The organism is Streptomyces sp. NPDC031379 (assembly GCF_055569615.1).
This window is the reverse complement of sequence record NZ_JBVIIT010000002.1, coordinates 211134-226746: the sequence shown is the minus strand read 5'-3', so window position 1 is coordinate 226746 and position 15613 is coordinate 211134. Positions and strand designations below refer to the sequence as shown.

The following is a 15613-nucleotide window of genomic DNA, read 5'->3' as shown; positions in this document are numbered from 1 at the left end:
GATGTCGTACCGCCGTGGACGCGATGGGGGACAAGTGGCCATCGAGTACCTGGGGTTCATCCCCGTCCTGCTGATCGTGGGGCTGGCCGGGTTCCAGATCGGCGCGGTCGCCTACGCCGCCGAGCAGGCCGGTACGGCGGCCCGGGCCGGGGCGCGGGCGGCGTCCCTGCAGCAGCCGTACGCCCAGGCCTGCGCGGACGCGGTGAGCGGCGGGATGCAGGTGAGCTGTTCCGCCGCCGAGGGAGACGGTTCGGTCACCGTGACCGCCACCGTCCGCATCCCGAAGATCATCTGGGGTCTCGGTGACGCCACCAAGACCGCCACCATGCCGCTCGACCACTGACCAGGACCCGGACCCCGACCAGAACTCAGCCGACCACCGACCAGGACCCGCTCGACCACTGACCAGGACCGAGGAGCTGCGGACCATGAGCCTGCGGGCACGTATCAACACTCCGGAGGAGCACGGCAGCCGGGGCGAGGACGGGCATCTGGTCGCCTCCTACCGGGCCAAGCTGCTGGAGGAGATCGACCTCGCGGAGATGAGTTCGCTGGCCGCCGCCGAGCGCCGGGCGCGGCTGGAGCGGGTGCTCGGGCACATCATCAGCCGCGAGGGCCCGGTGCTGTCGACGGTGGAGCGCTCCCAGCTGATCCGCCGGGTCGTGGACGAGGCGCTGGGCCTCGGCATCCTCGAACCGCTCCTGGAGGACGCGTCGATCACCGAGATCATGGTGAACGGCCCCGACGCGATCTTCGTCGAACGCGGCGGCCGCGTCGAGCAGTTGCCGCTCCGCTTCGCCTCCGCCGACCAGCTGATGCAGACCATCGAGCGGATCGTCTCCACCGTCAACCGGCGGGTGGACGAGTCGAACCCGATGGTGGACGCACGCCTCCCCTCCGGCGAACGTGTCAACGTCATCATCCCGCCGCTGTCGCTGACCGGGCCCATCCTGACCATCCGCCGCTTCCCGCGGTCCTTCACGCTCCAGGAGCTGATCGGCTTCGGCTCGCTCGACGAGCACATGGTCTATCTGCTGGCGGGCCTGGTGCAGGCGAAGTTCAACATCATCGTCTCCGGCGCGACCGGTACCGGGAAGACGACCCTGCTGAACGCGCTCTCCGGGCTGATCCCGCCGCACGAACGCATCATCACCATCGAGGACTCCGCCGAACTCCAGCTCCAGCAGACGCACGTCGTCCGCCTGGAGTCGCGCCCGCCGAACGTGGAGGGCAAGGGGCAGGTCACCATCCGCGACCTGGTCCGCAACTCCCTGCGGATGCGTCCCGACCGGATCGTGGTCGGTGAGGTCCGCGGCGGCGAGTCCCTCGACATGCTCCAGGCCATGTCCACCGGTCACGACGGCTCCCTCGCCACCGTGCACGCCAACAGCGCCGAGGACGCCCTCACCCGGCTGCAGACCCTCGCCTCCATGTCCGACGTCGAGGTCCCCTTCGTGGCGTTGCACGACCAGATCAACAGCGCGGTCGACGTCCTGGTCCAGCTGACCCGGTTCGCCGACGGCGCCCGCCGCATCACCGAGATCGCACTGCTCGACAGCCACGGCGGGGAACCGTACCGGCTGGCGACCGCGGCCCGCTTCGACGCCCGGCCCATGACCCCGGAAGGCCGCGTGTACGGCGCCTTTCAGTACTTCCCGCTGCCCCGCCGTACCGCCGACCGCCTGTACATGGCGAGCCAGCCCGTTCCGCAGGCCTTCGGCGTCGCCCACTCCGCGGACCAGCTCGCCACCCGAGAAGCCAGGTAGGTAGGCCACCCCATGGAACTCCACACCCTCGTCCAGCTCACCCTCGGCGTGACGCTGCTGACCTGTGTCCTGGCCGTGGCCGGCGTGCACGCCTACGCCTCGGGCCGGGCCCAGCGCGCCGCCCTCGTCGACCGCCTCACACACACCGGGTCACCCCCGGCGGCCGGCCGGCGGCGCCGCTTCCGCGATCTCGACCGGCGGCTGCGCCGCACCCGCTTCGGCCGCTGGCTCGAACTCCGCCTGGCCACGACCGGCCTGGACGTCACGCCGGGCGAGTTCTTCGTCTGCATGCTGGCCGTGGTCGCCGGGCTCTGGCTGATCGGCCAGGCCACCCTCGCCCCCTTCTTCGGCCCCCTCGCGGGCCTGCTGGGCGTCTGGGCGGCGGTGCAGTTCCTCAACTGGCAGCGCCAGAAACGCATCGAACGCTTCATCAACCAACTCCCCGAACTGGCCCGCATCCTGGCCAACGCCACCCAGGCCGGCCTCGCCCTGCGCACCGCGATCGGCATGGCGGCGGAGGAGCTGGAGGCCCCCGCGGGCGAGGAACTGGCCAAGGTCGCCGACCAGCTGGCCGTCGGTCACTCCCTGGACGACGCGCTCGGCGAACTCGCCGACCGCCTCCCCTCCCGTGAACTGGTCGTCCTGGTCACCACCCTGGTGCTGTCGAACAGGGCGGGCGGCCAGGTGGTCTCCGCCCTGCGCAACCTGACCGAGACCCTGGAGGAACGCAAGGAGACCCGGCGCGAGATCCGCACCCAGCTCTCCCAGGTGACCATGACGTCGTACGCCGTCCCCGTCCTCGGCGTCGGCGCCCTGTTCCTGATGAACGGCGTCAAGGACGGCGCCTTGGAACGCATGACCGGCTCACCGGTCGGCCAGGCCTGCGTGATCATCGCGTTCGCCATGTACGCCGTCGGCTTCGTCCTCATCCGGCGCATGAGCCGGATCGACGTGTGAGGAGGGCTCGGACTCCATGGGACTCCTGCTCGCACTGCTGATGGGCCTGAGCGTCTGGGGCGCCTTCGCCGGCATCCGCATGTACCGCGCCGACGCCAAGCTCCCCGGTGACCTCGCCGTGGCCCTGGAGGTCGGCGCCACCCGCACCGGCGCGGTGGGCTCGGTGATCGACCGCATGGGCATGCGGTACGCCCCGGCCGTGCTGCGCCTGATGGGCCCCCGCCTGGTCGCCAAGTACCGCCGCAGGATCGACCTCGCGGGCAACCCCGGCGGCCTGACCATCGACCGCTACGCGGCCCGCCGCGCGGTCTACGGCGCGCTGGGCGGCGTGGGCTTCCTGGTCTTCCTGCTCCGCGGCCAGTGGTTCGTCGCCCTGCTCCTGCTGCTGTTCGGGGCGCTCTGGACGGAGGTCGGCATCTGGTCGGCGATCCGGGTCCGCAAGGACGTCATCGAGCGCACGCTGCCCGACTTCCTGGACGTGCTGGCGGTCGTGGTCAGCGCGGGCCTCGGGTTCCGCCAGGCCCTGGACCGGGTCGCCTCCCGCTACGAGGGCCCGTGGGCCGACGAACTCCGCATCACGCTCCGCCAGATGGACCTCGGCATGAGCCGCCGCCAGGCCTTCGCGGAACTGCGCCGGCGCAACGACTCCGAGCAGGTGGCCATGTTCGTCACGGCGCTGCAGCAGGGCGAGGAACTGGGCGCCCCGATCGTGGACACCCTGGTCTCCCTGGCCAAGGACATGCGCCGCACCGACGCCCAGAACGCCCGCCGCAAGGCCGCCCGCGCGGTGCCCAAGGCCACGCTGATGATCACCACGTTCATGGTCCCGGCGACGATGCTCCTCCTGGGTGCGGGCCTGCTGCTGGGTTCCGGGGTGGACTTCGGTTCGCTCACGGGGGAGTGAGGCGGGCATGACGGTGACAGGGCTGGCGGGGCGCGAGAGGCGCGCGGGCCGCGTCGGAGGGCCGCCCTTCGGGGGACCGCCCTTCGGAGGACCACCCTTCGGGAGGTGGCTGAGGGGGGCCACCGACTGGCTCGCACGCACTTCGAGGGGGGCGAAGGGGGAGAGGGCTTCGTCTGCGCGGACGGCGGCGAAGTCGGTGAAGGCGCCGGTGGCGGCGGCGGATGTGGGGATGGACCGGACGGTGCTTCGGGCCGGGGTCGACGTGGATCGAGCGGTGCCCCTGGCCGGGGCGGACGTGGATTGGGCGGTGCCGTCAGCCTCGGCTGGTGGTGCCGGAGCGGATGGGGTCGGCGTGGACCGGGCGGCGTCTCGGGCCGAGGCCGTCGTGCCCCGGACGGTGCCCCTGGTAGAGGCGGACTTGCCCCGGACGGCGTCCCGGGCCGAGGGCGACGTGGACTGGACGGTGCCCCCGTCCTCGTCCCCGGCCGTGGCCGACGGTGACGGTGCCGGCGCGGCCGAGGTCGGCATGGACCGAACCGTGCCCCGCACCGAGCCGTCCGAGAAGATCCAGGTCCGTGCGCTGCAGGCGATGTGCCGGCAGGTCTTCGGCTTCCGGCTCGCCATGATCGCCCTGGCCGCCCCCGCCGCCCTCCTCAACGCCGCCCCCGGCCTGGGCGCCCGTCTGGTCGGCGCGGCCGTGGTCGTCACCTTCATGGCCTCCTACGTGCTCTTCCGCGACTGGGAGCGGTTCGGCCCCCTGCTCCTGCGCCACCCGAGCCTCCTGGCCGCCGACACCCTGTTCGGTTCCCTTCTCCTGATCTCGGCGGGCCCGGACACCACTCTCGCCTACGTCAGCGTCTGCACCCCGCTCCTGGCCGGCCTGGTCTACAGCTGGCGCGGCGCGGCCTGCTTCGCCTCCCTGCAGTCCCTGATCCTCCTCCTCGTCCACGCCACCCTGAAGGCCGACCGGCACGCGGCTGTCGTCGAGACCCTGCTGCTGCCCGGCCTGTGTGTCATCGCCGGTGCCATGGGCTCGACCCTGCGCAACCTGATGCTTCGCTTCGGCGCCGCGACCCAGGCCCTGACGACGGCACAGGCCCGCCTCGCGGCGGCGGAGGCGGTGAGCGCGGAGCGCGCCCGGCTGGCCCGCGAGATGCACGACTCCGTGGCCAAGACCCTGTACGGAGTGGCCCTGGCCGCGGACGGCCTGGCGGCAACCGCCTCGGCCGACGCCCCCGATCCCGTCCGCATCAGGCAGCAGGCGGAACTGGTGTCCCGCTCGGCGCGCAGAGCGGCGGCGGAGTCGCGGGAGCTGCTGACGGACCTGCGACGGGAGCGTCCGGCCGGCCCGGAGGAGGCGACGCCGTGGCACGAACTGCACGACCACATCCACGACTTCACCGCCAGGACCGCCCTGCCGGTCACCTGCCACTGGCCGGACCCCGCCGTCCTCCCCCCGCTGCCCGCACCCCTGACCCGACACCTCCTGGCCATCGCCAAGGAGGCCCTGGAGAACGCCCACCGCCACGCGTCCGCGACCCGCGTCGACGTACGCGCCTCGGTCCACGGCGACCTGCTCCGCCTCACGATCCACGACGACGGCACCGGTCTCCCGCCCGGCACCACACTCGAACACCTCCGCGCTGCCGGCCACTTCGGCCTTGTCGGCATGGTCGAACGAGCCGCGCAGGCGGGTGCCCGTATCCGTATCGGCCGGTGCGGTCACGTACGGGGAACGGAGGTGCGCGTGGAACTCCGAGTCCCCGCCCTCCCCGTCGACGGCTTCCCTGAACACCCCGACAGGAGGCACCGATGACGCGGCACACCCACCCCCGGCCGGACTTCCCGCCGCCCACGCCCGCCGCCGCGCCCCTGCGACTGCTGGTCGCCGACGACAACCCCGTGGTGCGTGCGGGCCTGACCGCGCTGCTCTCGGGCCGTGCGGACACCACGGTGGTGGCGCAGGCGGCGGACGGCCGAGAGGCCTACGAAGCGGCACTCCGGCACCGGCCCGACGTCATCCTCCTCGACGTCCGCATGCCCGGGGTCGACGGAATCTCGGCATTGCCGCACCTGGTGCGGCTGGCCCCGGTCATGATGCTCACCTACAGCCATGAGGCGGAGACGGTGCGGGAGGCGCTGCGGCTGGGGGCGGGGGGATACCTGGTGCACGGCGAGTTCACGACGGAGCAGTTGGTACGGGCGGTGCGGGACGTACGGGAGGGGCGGCCGCATGTGACGCCGGGGGCGGCGCAGGCGTTACTGACCGAGCTGAGAGAGAGTGCACCTGCACACGCGTCGGCTCAACTGCCCGCCGATTCCGGCAAAATCATCACCGCGCCTCTTTCGCAATTGCAATCATCTGTGGGAGAGTCGTTCCGGTCGCGATTCCGGCTGAGTGCGAGGGAGGCGGAGATCATGGACCTCATCGCGTCCGGCATGACCAACCAGCAGATCGCCGCCGCCTGCTTCATCAGCGAGAAGACGGTCAAGAACCACATCAACCGCATCTTCGCCAAGCTCCACACCACCACCAGATCCCAGGCGACCGCCAAGTGGCTGGGGGTGTCCTGAGATGCCGACACGCGTCAGCGGCGGTTCCGGATGGGCCCGGAGTTGGGCCCTGGGGCCCTTCGGTAAAGGTCGGGCCGGGTCCTACGTTTGCGGGATCCGAAGCGAAGCCGGAGGGGAGCACCATGAGCGACTGGATGCTGAAGTTGATGGTGGCCATGCAGCGTCGCAGCGACGACAAGGGGCAGACCGCCGTCGAGTACCTCGGGATCATCGCGGTGGTTGTGGCGATCGTGCTGGCGGTTACGGGTACCAGCATCGGCCAGTCGATCTTGCAGAAGATTCTTGCGAAGATCAACGAAATCACTTGATGCCTCTGCCGAGGCATCGGGACGCAGGGCAGGCCTTCCCCATCTACATCACGGTGGTGGCGGGTCTGCTCTTTCTTGCGTTCGCATACCTCGCGGTTGGTCAAGCCGCCGTGAACCGGAGCGGTGCACAGACAGCAGCTGATGCGGCAGCACTGGCAGCAGCCCAGGATGCACGGGATCAACTGGCGGGCCTGTGGTTGCAAGACCTGCGGGACCCCACCAAATGGCAGGACATCTTCGATGGGAAACCAGCCTTGGACGACCCGTGCCGGCACGCCGGACAGCTTGCCGCGCAGAACGATGCCCGCTTGGATGGCTGCTTTCCGCGCCCGCCCCTCAAGTACGAGGCAAGAGTGACGGCCAACAAGCCTGTCGGCGACTCCGTCGTTCCTACTACCGAGGGGATCAGGTCGACGGCTTCTGCCATTGCCGAGATCGAGCCACTCTGTAAGTTCAAGCTCCCTGGCGAGGACGCCGACGGTGAAGCACTGCCTCAGCTCGCCTGTGACGGCACGGCCTGGGAGCTGGATCCGGATGACCAGGAAGGGCTCCCCGGCCCCGAGGACCTCTTCGATGTTCACCTGGCCGACTGACAAGCGAACGACGAGGGAAGAAGGAAGCGGAGCGATGAGCATTCGGTTCACTGCGAAGGCCCGCGAGGGGATGGTCGCGCTGACCCTTGTGGTCGGCCTCGCCGTCAGTGTGGCCGGCTGCGGTGGTGGTGGAGGCGACGACAAGAAGCCCCAGGCATCGGCTTCCACACCCAAAGGCGCTGGATCGGATCCGAGTGCTCAAGAAGGGCAGTCCGAAGCCCCTCTGGCTGAACTCAAAGGAACCGAGGGCCTGCTTCTCCAGATCACTTCGGCGCAGCGCGACGCGGGTGGATTTGTCACGGTGAGCGGCAACTTGAAGAATGATGGCGCGAAGTCAGTCGTCGTACCGCCACAAATGAGCGGCGATGAAACGGAGATCGTGAAGCACGGGCTTTCCCTGGGCGGCGCCACCCTCGTCGACTCCAAGAGCAAGAAGCGCTACTACGTACTGCGCGACACAGAAGGCCGCCCCCTCACCACGACAGGGCTCGGCACACTCCAGGCAGGTCAGTCCCTGCCGGTGTTCATGCAGTTCCCCTCCCCACCCGCGAACACCACCGAGGTGACCCTCCAGCTGCCCACTTTCTCCAGTGCCGGCATTCAGATCTCCGGGTGAGGCTCACGTGACCACCACGCCCCGTCTCCCCGTCGCGCTCGCGGCCGCCGCCCTCCTGTTCGCCGCCGGTCTGCACGGCGCCCCCGTGGCCCGCGCCGACGACACGGACCCCAGTGAACCCCCCGGCACCGAACCCTCCGCCACCGCGCCGGTGAGGGTCGACCCCACCGACCCGGACCTGAAGCTGCCCGAGGGCGCCACCCTCGCGGAGCCCAAGGTGCTGGACATCAAGTCGGTCGTGGAGGACCAGAGCGGGGACGAGCGCAGGGAGGACACCAACGCCGACGTGACCTTCGCCCTGCAGGCCGAGGTGCTGTTCGACAAGGACAGCGCCAAGCTCGGCGCGGAGGCGAAGGCCCGCATCGCCGCCATCGCCGCGGAGATCAGGAAGCAGAACGCGGCCCAGGTCCGCGTCTTCGGCTTCACCGACGACCTCGGCTCCTCCGCCCACGGCGACATCCTGTCCAAGCAGCGCGCCAACGCCGTCCAGGCCGTCCTGGACCAGGACCTGAACAACCCGACCGTCACCTTCGAGGTCCGCGGCTACGGCGAGCAGTACCCGATCGCCGACAACTCCACCGAGGCCGGAAGGAAGAAGAACCGCCGAGTGGAGGTCTCCTTCCCCCGGACCCAGGGCTAGGGGGCTTCGTTCGGATCAGCCCGGGTCCGCGACGCCCGGCACGGCACCTCGCCGCGTTGTCGGACCACCCGAGTACGCCCGGTACGCGGGTGATCCTCCGCCTTGCGATGCACCGCACCGGACGCCACGGGCCAGATCCGACCTGATCCAAACGAAACCCCCTAGGCCCCGACCTCGTACTCGAACCAGATCCGATGGGTGCCGTCCGCCTCGACCGACAGGCCGCCGGCCCCTCGGATCCCGGTCAGCGCCCCCGTCCCGCTGCCGGGCACGATGAGGAAGAACTCGTCCTCCCTGCCGCCGCCGCGAGTCGTGCCCGAGTGGGCGAAGTTGAAGGCGCCGGCCAGGTCGTGCAGGGTCCCCTCGAAGGACTCCATGGCGACATAGGTGCCGGTCGCGCTCCCCTGGTCGTGCGCCGCCGTGAACAGCGTCGTCGACACCCCGCCGACCTCACCCGCGTACCGCTTCCGCATCGTGGCCACCCCGACGGACACCGCCGTCTCGACCACCGGCTCCGGCAACGGCACCGCTGCCGGCGTGAACTCCTCGACCGTGAACGTCCCTGAAGCTCTCATACCCGGATGCTAAGCCGCCCCACCGACAACGCCCCGAGAGCGACCGTCGGATTCCCGACCACGTCACTCACCCCTTCACTCACCCCTCCGCCCGCACCTCCACCTGTGCCCCGACCCGCACACCCCACCCGGCCATCGCCCCCGCCTCCGCCTCCAGCACATGCCGGGCCCGCAGTCGGGGCAGGCCGAGTCGGCCCGGCTTCATCGTGCGGACGGCGACCACGTTCAGCCGGCGGTCCAGGTAGGCGACGTCGATCGGCATCCGCATCCGGAAGGTGTGCACTCCGCTCGCCGGTGACAGCAGCATCGCCCCGTCGATCGAGTCCCGGCCCAGCAGCCCTTTCGTCCGGGCCCGGTAGGACGTCGAGATCTCCAGCGGCACGGCCACGACCGCCGTGTCCCCCAAGGCCCCCCGTACGACCAGCTCTCCTCGTCCGTCCCGCCAGCGCCAACGCCGTCCCACGCCCCGTCCTCCCTCTCCGCCGGTACCGCCGGCCCACCGCGTCCGTAAACAGGTTGTTCCCGTCCCGTTCTCCCCACTAGGAAGGACGACATGACTCGACTCGGTGCCGTGTTCCGCCCCCAGCTTCCTCCCGAGCGGCTGCGGGCCGTCGCCCGGACCGCGGACGACGCGGGGCTCGAAGAGCTGTGGCTGTGGGAGGACTGTTTCCGGGAGGGCGGCATCTCGACGGCCGCCGCGGCGCTCGCCTGGACGGAGCGGGTGCGGATCGGCGTCGGGCTGCTGCCCGTCCCCCTCAGGAACGTGGCCCTCACTGCGATGGAGGCCGCGTCCCTGCACCGGATGTTCCCCGGCCGCGCGACCCTCGTCGTCGGGCACGGGGTACAGGACTGGATGGGACAGGTCGGCGCCCGCGCAGCCTCCCCGCTCACCCTCCTCGGCGAGCATCTCGACGCCCTGCGCGCGCTGCTGCGCGGGGAACGGCTCACCGTCCGGGGCCGGTACGTGACCCTGGACGACGTCGGGCTCGACTGGCCCCCGCATCGCACGCGCGAGGCGGGGGCCCCGGAGGTACTCGCCGGTGCCACCGGGCCCCGGACGCTGCGGCTCTCCGGCGCCAAGGCCGACGGCACCGTCCTCACCGCCTCCACCCCGCCGGACGGTGTACGACGGGCCCGGCAGCTCATCGACGAAGGGCGGCGGGAAGCGGGCCGCACCGAACCGCACACGGTCGTCGTCTACCTGCTCGCCGCGACCGGGCCCGGCGCCGAAGCCCGGCTGCGCGCCGAACTCGTCGCCGAAGGGCTGGAGTCGGTGCCGGACCTCGGGGTCGCCGGGGACGCGGGTGCCGTGGCCGAGGCCGTACGACGGCTGACCGAGGCCGGTGCGGACACCGTCGTCCTCCAGCCGACCGGGGACGAGCCCGACCCGGAGGGTTTCGTGCGCTTCACCGCGGAGGAAGTACGGCCCCTGCTGCCGTAGCGGCCGAGTTCGTGCCACGCGCCGGTGTCGGTGCCGGCTGCCACACTTCTCCGCATGACCGATGGGACGCAGGGCGGGCCGCACGATGTGCCGCACGACGTGCGGCTGCGAGCCGTGGTCGAGGCCGACCTCGAGTCGTTCCTCGCCTACGAGCACGATCCGGAGGCACTCCGGCGGTCGAGGTTCACCCCCCGGCCGCGGGACGCCTTCCTGACACACTGGCGGCAACGGGTGATCGGCGATCCCGACTGCCTCGTGCGGACGGTCACCGTCGACGGGGAGGCGGCCGGGCACGTCGTCTCCTGGACGCAGGGCGGGCGGCGGTTCGTCGGGTACTGGCTCGGCCGGCCGTACTGGAGCCGTGGTGTCGGCCGCCGCGCCCTTGCCCTCTTCCTCCGTGAGGAGCGCACCCGGCCGCTGTACGCCGACCCCTTCGCCGGCAACACCGCCTCCGTCCGCCTGCTGCAGGGACATGGCTTCGAACGTGCGGGCACTCTCCGGCACGGCGACGACGAACACATCCTGCTCGTCCTCGGCGAGGACGAGGGAGGGGCGAGCGGCGAGCTGAGCGGCGAGGACAGCCTCGAGGCGAACCGGGAGGCGGACAGACGGGCGGACGGACCGGTCGGCTAGCGGGAGGGGACAAAGCCGGTCAGGTGGTCCTCCCTTCGGCCGGCGGATGGTCGCCGGTCGCCCCGTCGATCAGCTCACGCAGGATGTCCATGTGCCCGGCGTGCCGCGCGGTCTCCTCGACCATGTGGACCAGGACCCAGCGCAGCGAGACCCGCACGTCCCGCCAGGCCGGGCGGCCCTCCGCGGCCAGGGGCAGCGCGGCGATCGTACGGTCGGCGGCGGCGCGGGCGCGGCCGTAGAAGGCGACGATCCGTTCCGTCGTCTCGTCGGGGGTGACCCGCATGTCGTCGTACGGGTCGAACCAGAACGGCTCGGCCTCCCCGCCGAACGACTCCACGAACCAGCCGTACTCGACCGATGCCAGGTGCTTGACCAGGCCCAGCAGGTTGGTCCCGGTCGGGGTGAGAGGGCGGCGCAGTTGCTCGTCGTCGAGGCCGTCCAGCTTCCAGAGCACGGCGTTTCGGTGCCGGTCCAGGCTCGCGTGCAGCGTGTCCTTCTCTCCGGCGAAGTAAGTCGTCATGCGGGCGGAAACTAGCAGGACCCGCCGACAACACCCTGCGATCATGGGTGTCATGACAGCGGACCGCACGTTCGAAGACCTCGTGGCGGAGGGAGCAGCCGTGCCCACCGAAGGGTGGGACTTCTCCTGGTTCGAGGGGCGGGCCACCGAGGCGCGGCCCTCCTGGGGGTACGCCCGGTCCGCGGGGGAGCGGCTGGCCGGTGCGGAGGCCGTGCTGGACATCCAGACCGGCGGCGGGGAGGTGCTGGACTTCGCGCTGAGCGGGGCCGAGCCGGCCCGGCCGCTGTCCGTCGCCGCCACGGAGGGGTGGCCGCCGAACGTCGCCAAGGCCACGGCGCTGCTGCGGCCCCGCGGTGTGGTGGTCGTCGCCGCCCCGGACGACGCGCCGCTGCCGTTCGCCGACGCGGCGTTCGACCTGGTGCTCAGCCGGCACCCGGTGCGCCCGCACTGGGAGGAGATCGCCCGGGTGCTGCGGCCGGGCGGCACGTATTTCGCCCAGCACGTCGGGCCGGCCAGCGTCTTCGAACTGGTCGAGTACTTCCTCGGACCGCAGCCGGACGAGGTACGCGGCGGCCGTGACCCCGAGCGTGAGCGGGCCGACGCCGAGGCGGCGGGCCTGGAGGTGGTCGGGCTGCGGGCGGAGCGGCTGCGGATGGAGTTCCACGACATCGGCGCGGTCGTGCACTTCCTGCGCAAGGTCGTCTGGATGGTCCCCGGCTTCACGGTCGAGGCGTACGAACCCCGGCTCCGCGCGCTGCACGAGCGGATCGAGAAGGAGGGGCCGTTCGTCGCGCACAGCAGCCGTCACCTCTTCGACGCCCGCAGGCCGGGCCGCTGACATATCAGGCATAGCGGGAGAAAAGGGCCACCGTTCACCTGTGGTTCGCCCGTGGTTTCCACATCGTTATCGGGCTCGGTTCACATCCGCCCCACGGGTCCCGTAAGTTCAGACCAAGGTAATTCGCGTCAGCAAAGCTGCGCGGGCGGTATCGCGCAGTGGAGGGGGCTGCGCGGTGCCGCGAAACCGGATGATCCACTCCTTGCCGCGTAGCGGAACCGTCAAGTCACCGTTCGCGGGCCGAGTAGTCCGTCGGGGGGACGCGTGGACAACTCGCCCAGCTGTCCTCAAGGTGGCTCAAAGTCTTCGGATCCGTTCCTATTCGGCCGGATTTCCCTGGGAATCCGCTGTGAATCGGCCACGAAACGCCCCTGAATCCAACGTTCCGCCCCCCTCGGGGCGTCGCCGGATGATTCCGGAGAGTAGTTGTCTCACGCCGATGCACCCACGATCCCTCACGAAGGGTTATGGTGGAAGCCCCCCCTCGGGCCGGTCCGTCTCCCCCCCACGGACCGGCCCGTTTTTCTTGGCGAACCCCCGGGTGCCGGGAAAGCGTCCCTGCCCGAGGCGTGCGGGAAGCCGCGCGACCGGGCCGGCGAAGCCGCGCCCGACGAGGAGACCGCAACCACTCCGCCCCCGAGCCCTGAACCGGAGCCGGAGCTTCCACAGCGGTAGGCTCAAGGGCTCCGGCATCTGTACCCCGCACCAAACCCCGGAGGTCACGTGAACCTACGCGACAAGCTGCGCGGCCTGCTCGTCAGGCTCTACGCGCGCCGGGTGGAAGGTCATCTGGACCACACTCAGGTGCCCAAGCACATCGGCGTCATCATGGACGGCAACCGCCGCTGGGCGAAGGCGTCCGGCTCGACCACCGTCCACGGCCACCGGGCCGGTGCCGAGAAGATCGGCGAGTTCCTCGGCTGGTGCAGCGAGACCGATGTCGAGGTCGTCACCCTGTGGCTGCTGTCGACGGACAACTTCGAGCGCCCGCAGGAGGAACTGGTACCCCTGCTCGGCATCGTCGAGGACGTCGTCCGCACCCTCGGCGCCGACGGCCGCTGGCGTGTGCACCACGTCGGCACGCGCGATCTGCTGCCCTCGCAGTTGCAGACGGCGCTGAAGGAGGCCGAGGAGGCCACCGCCCACATCGACGGGATACTCGTCAACGTGGCCATCGGCTACGGCGGCCGGCAGGAGATCGCCGACGCCGTGCGCTCCATGCTGTTCGACGCCCGCGACAAGGGCGTGTCGATGGAGGACCTCGCCGAGTCCGTCGACATCGACATGATCGGCCGTCACCTCTACACCGGCGCCCAGCCCGACCCGGACCTGGTGATCCGCACCAGTGGCGAGCAGCGATTGTCCGGATTCATGCTCTGGCAGACCGCGCACGCCGAGTACTACTTCTGTGAGGTCTTCTGGCCGGCCTTCCGCAAGGTCGACTTCCTGCGTGCCCTGCGCGACTACGCCGCACGTCACCGCCGCTACGGCGGCTGAAGCGCCCACCGCACCGCCCCGTCGCCGCCCGGCGCCGGGGCGGTTGCCGTATACCCCGGTTCGGGCGGAAGTAACAAGGAGTTCATCAGCGCGCTGTTGGCCGCATCTGCATGGCGGCGCATGTTCGAGGGCATAAGCCAAACAGGTCGACACCCGAACCACGGGTGTCGGATCTCAGCGGGCGACTCGGGGTCGTCCGCCCGGGAGGCCCTTTGCACCAGCCCGACCGTGCGGTCACTGCACGGAAGCAGCCGCGGAGGGCCGGTGTCCGGCCCGCCCTGCGCGGGGGCCAGGGACCGGCCGCAATGCTCCCACCCTCCCGGCCCGGCTTCCACTTCGTCGCTCCCCGACCTCATCCGAGGGGGTACGTCCTTCCGTGGTGACCAGCACAAAGCGCCACAAGCCAGACCGGCGCACCTATGTTCTCGACACCAGCGTCCTGCTGGCCGACCCGAACGCCCTGACCCGCTTCGACGAGCACGAGGTCGTGCTCCCCATCGTCGTGGTCACGGAACTGGAGGCCAAGCGGCACCATCCCGAACTCGGCTACTTCGCCCGTCAGGCCCTGCGCCTGCTGGACGACTACCGGGTGCGGAACGGTCGCCTCGACGCCCCCATCCCGATCGGGGAACTCGGCGGGACGGTCCGTGTCGAGCTGAACCACTCGGACCCCAGCGTGCTGCCCACCGGCTACCGCCTGGGGGACAACGACTCCCGCATCCTCGCGGTGGCCCGCAATCTGCAGGCCGAGGGGTTCGACGTCACCGTCGTGTCGAAGGACCTGCCCCTGAGGATCAAGGCCTCGTCCGTGGGCTTGCTGGCCGAGGAGTACCGGGCCGAACTGGCCATCACGGAGAACTCCGGCTGGACCGGAATGTCGGAACTGACCCTCTCCGGTGAACAGGTGGACGTCCTCTTCGAGGAAGGGCACGTGTACGTCCCGGAGGCCTCCGACCTCCCCGTGCACACCGGCCTGACCATCCAGTCCGAGCGGGGCAAGGCGCTCGGCCGGATCACCGCCGAGGGCAATGTCCGCCTGGTGCGCGGCGACCGGGAGGCGTTCGGCATCAAGGGCCGCAGCGCCGAGCAGCGCATCGCGCTCGACCTGCTGCTCGACCCGGACGTCGGCATCGTCTCCATGGGCGGCCGGGCCGGCACCGGTAAGTCGGCACTGGCGCTGTGCGCGGGCCTGGAGGCGGTCCTGGAGCGCCGCCAGCACCAGAAGGTGATGGTCTTCCGTCCGTTGTACGCGGTCGGCGGGCAGGAGTTGGGCTATCTGCCGGGTACCGAGGCGGAGAAGATGAGCCCGTGGGCGCAGGCCGTCTTCGACACGCTCTCGGCGGTCACCAGCCGCGAGGTCATCGAGGAGGTCACCGCGCGCGGGATGCTGGAGGTGCTCCCGCTCACGCACATCCGCGGCCGCTCGCTCCATGACGCGTTCGTGATCGTGGACGAGGCGCAGTCCCTCGAAAGGAACGTCCTGCTGACCGTTCTGTCCCGGATCGGCGCCAATTCGCGGGTCGTTCTGACCCATGACGTGGCACAGCGGGACAATCTGCGCGTCGGTCGCTACGACGGTGTGGTCGCGGTCGTGGAGAAGCTGAAGGGGCATCCGCTCTTCGCGCACGTCACGCTGACCAGGTCCGAGAGGTCCCAGATCGCCGCCCTTGTGACCGAAATGCTCGAAGAGGGCCACATCTAAGGGCATTCAAGGGGTTTTCGAGAGATCTCAGTTGGCGCCGTCCGGCAAA

General features: G+C 70.6%; 17 protein-coding genes and 1 pseudogene. 15 read left to right on the top strand and 3 right to left on the bottom strand.

Going from position 1 to position 15613, the window contains the following annotated elements; translation table 11 throughout:
* Nucleotide 1: 1 nt before the first annotated feature.
* From ACZ5CW_RS03840 to ACZ5CW_RS03795, 10 genes are all read left to right on the top strand, one after another.
* Nucleotides 2-343 (top strand): TadE/TadG family type IV pilus assembly protein, encoded by a 342-nt coding sequence (locus ACZ5CW_RS03840; RefSeq protein ID WP_468598073.1) that lies wholly within the window; start codon nucleotides 2-4, stop codon nucleotides 341-343.
* 85 nt (nucleotides 344-428) lie between these two features.
* On the top strand, nucleotides 429-1766 hold the full coding sequence (locus tag ACZ5CW_RS03835) for a CpaF family protein (RefSeq protein WP_468598071.1): 1338 nt from the start codon (nucleotides 429-431) through the stop codon (nucleotides 1764-1766).
* Between the two features lie 12 nt (nucleotides 1767-1778).
* Nucleotides 1779-2723 (top strand): type II secretion system F family protein, encoded by a 945-nt coding sequence (locus ACZ5CW_RS03830; RefSeq protein ID WP_468598069.1) that lies wholly within the window; start codon nucleotides 1779-1781, stop codon nucleotides 2721-2723.
* A gap of 16 nt (nucleotides 2724-2739) precedes the next feature.
* The gene (locus tag ACZ5CW_RS03825) at nucleotides 2740-3627 is read left to right on the top strand and encodes a DUF5936 domain-containing protein (RefSeq protein ID WP_468598068.1); all 888 of its coding nucleotides are present in this window, start codon (nucleotides 2740-2742) and stop codon (nucleotides 3625-3627) included.
* A gap of 526 nt (nucleotides 3628-4153) precedes the next feature.
* Nucleotides 4154-5443: a sensor histidine kinase gene (locus tag ACZ5CW_RS03820; RefSeq protein ID WP_468598395.1), complete on the top strand. Its 1290-nt coding sequence runs from the start codon at nucleotides 4154-4156 to the stop codon at nucleotides 5441-5443.
* Nucleotides 5440-6201 (top strand): response regulator, encoded by a 762-nt coding sequence (locus ACZ5CW_RS03815; RefSeq protein ID WP_468598066.1) that lies wholly within the window; start codon nucleotides 5440-5442, stop codon nucleotides 6199-6201. The genes ACZ5CW_RS03820 and ACZ5CW_RS03815 overlap by 4 nt, the downstream gene beginning before the upstream one ends.
* Nucleotides 6202-6323: 122 nt before the next feature.
* Entirely contained in the window at nucleotides 6324-6509 is a 186-nt protein-coding gene (locus ACZ5CW_RS03810; RefSeq protein WP_468598065.1) for a hypothetical protein, read from the top strand.
* On the top strand, nucleotides 6509-7102 hold the full coding sequence (locus ACZ5CW_RS03805) for a pilus assembly protein TadG-related protein (protein ID WP_468598064.1): 594 nt from the start codon (nucleotides 6509-6511) through the stop codon (nucleotides 7100-7102). Before ACZ5CW_RS03810 ends, ACZ5CW_RS03805 begins: the two co-directional genes overlap by 1 nt.
* 34 nt (nucleotides 7103-7136) lie before the next feature.
* The gene (locus ACZ5CW_RS03800; protein WP_468598062.1) at nucleotides 7137-7718 is read left to right on the top strand and encodes a hypothetical protein; all 582 of its coding nucleotides are present in this window, start codon (nucleotides 7137-7139) and stop codon (nucleotides 7716-7718) included.
* A 7-nt stretch (nucleotides 7719-7725) separates the two neighbouring features.
* On the top strand, nucleotides 7726-8358 hold the full coding sequence (locus tag ACZ5CW_RS03795; protein WP_468598060.1) for an OmpA family protein: 633 nt from the start codon (nucleotides 7726-7728) through the stop codon (nucleotides 8356-8358).
* A 161-nt stretch (nucleotides 8359-8519) separates the two neighbouring features.
* Here ACZ5CW_RS03795 and ACZ5CW_RS03790 read toward each other — a convergent pair whose 3' ends face one another.
* Both ACZ5CW_RS03790 and ACZ5CW_RS03785 read right to left on the bottom strand, forming a co-directional pair.
* Nucleotides 8520-8933 (bottom strand): DUF3224 domain-containing protein, encoded by a 414-nt coding sequence (locus ACZ5CW_RS03790; protein ID WP_468598058.1) that lies wholly within the window; start codon nucleotides 8931-8933, stop codon nucleotides 8520-8522.
* A gap of 79 nt (nucleotides 8934-9012) precedes the next feature.
* Complete coding sequence (locus tag ACZ5CW_RS03785) at nucleotides 9013-9396, bottom strand: DUF192 domain-containing protein (RefSeq protein WP_468598057.1); 384 nt, start codon at nucleotides 9394-9396, stop codon at nucleotides 9013-9015.
* 90 nt (nucleotides 9397-9486) lie between these two features.
* Between ACZ5CW_RS03785 and ACZ5CW_RS03780 the strand changes: the two genes are divergently transcribed.
* Together ACZ5CW_RS03780 and ACZ5CW_RS03775 are read left to right on the top strand one after the other, a co-directional pair.
* Nucleotides 9487-10374 carry an LLM class flavin-dependent oxidoreductase gene (locus tag ACZ5CW_RS03780; RefSeq protein WP_468598056.1) on the top strand — a complete coding sequence of 296 codons (888 nt, stop codon included), beginning with the start codon at nucleotides 9487-9489 and terminating at the stop codon, nucleotides 10372-10374.
* A 54-nt stretch (nucleotides 10375-10428) separates the two neighbouring features.
* A pseudogene (locus tag ACZ5CW_RS03775) lies at nucleotides 10429-10923 on the top strand (GNAT family N-acetyltransferase); the annotation flags it as partial.
* A gap of 103 nt (nucleotides 10924-11026) precedes the next feature.
* On the opposite strand, the gene ACZ5CW_RS03770 reads toward ACZ5CW_RS03775, so the two are convergent.
* On the bottom strand, nucleotides 11027-11527 hold the full coding sequence (locus ACZ5CW_RS03770; protein ID WP_468598055.1) for a DinB family protein: 501 nt from the start codon (nucleotides 11525-11527) through the stop codon (nucleotides 11027-11029).
* A 52-nt stretch (nucleotides 11528-11579) separates the two neighbouring features.
* On the opposite strand from ACZ5CW_RS03770, the gene ACZ5CW_RS03765 reads away from it, so the two are divergent.
* The 3 genes from ACZ5CW_RS03765 to ACZ5CW_RS03755 all read left to right on the top strand — a co-directional run bounded on the left by ACZ5CW_RS03765 (nucleotide 11580) and on the right by ACZ5CW_RS03755 (nucleotide 15564).
* Nucleotides 11580-12365 carry a class I SAM-dependent methyltransferase gene (locus ACZ5CW_RS03765; protein ID WP_468598053.1) on the top strand — a complete coding sequence of 262 codons (786 nt, stop codon included), beginning with the start codon at nucleotides 11580-11582 and terminating at the stop codon, nucleotides 12363-12365.
* A gap of 723 nt (nucleotides 12366-13088) precedes the next feature.
* Nucleotides 13089-13862 carry an isoprenyl transferase gene (locus tag ACZ5CW_RS03760; protein WP_468598051.1) on the top strand — a complete coding sequence of 258 codons (774 nt, stop codon included), beginning with the start codon at nucleotides 13089-13091 and terminating at the stop codon, nucleotides 13860-13862.
* Nucleotides 13863-14238: 376 nt separating this feature from the next.
* Complete coding sequence (locus ACZ5CW_RS03755) at nucleotides 14239-15564, top strand: PhoH family protein (protein WP_468598050.1); 1326 nt, start codon at nucleotides 14239-14241, stop codon at nucleotides 15562-15564.
* Nucleotides 15565-15613 lie beyond the last annotated feature (49 nt).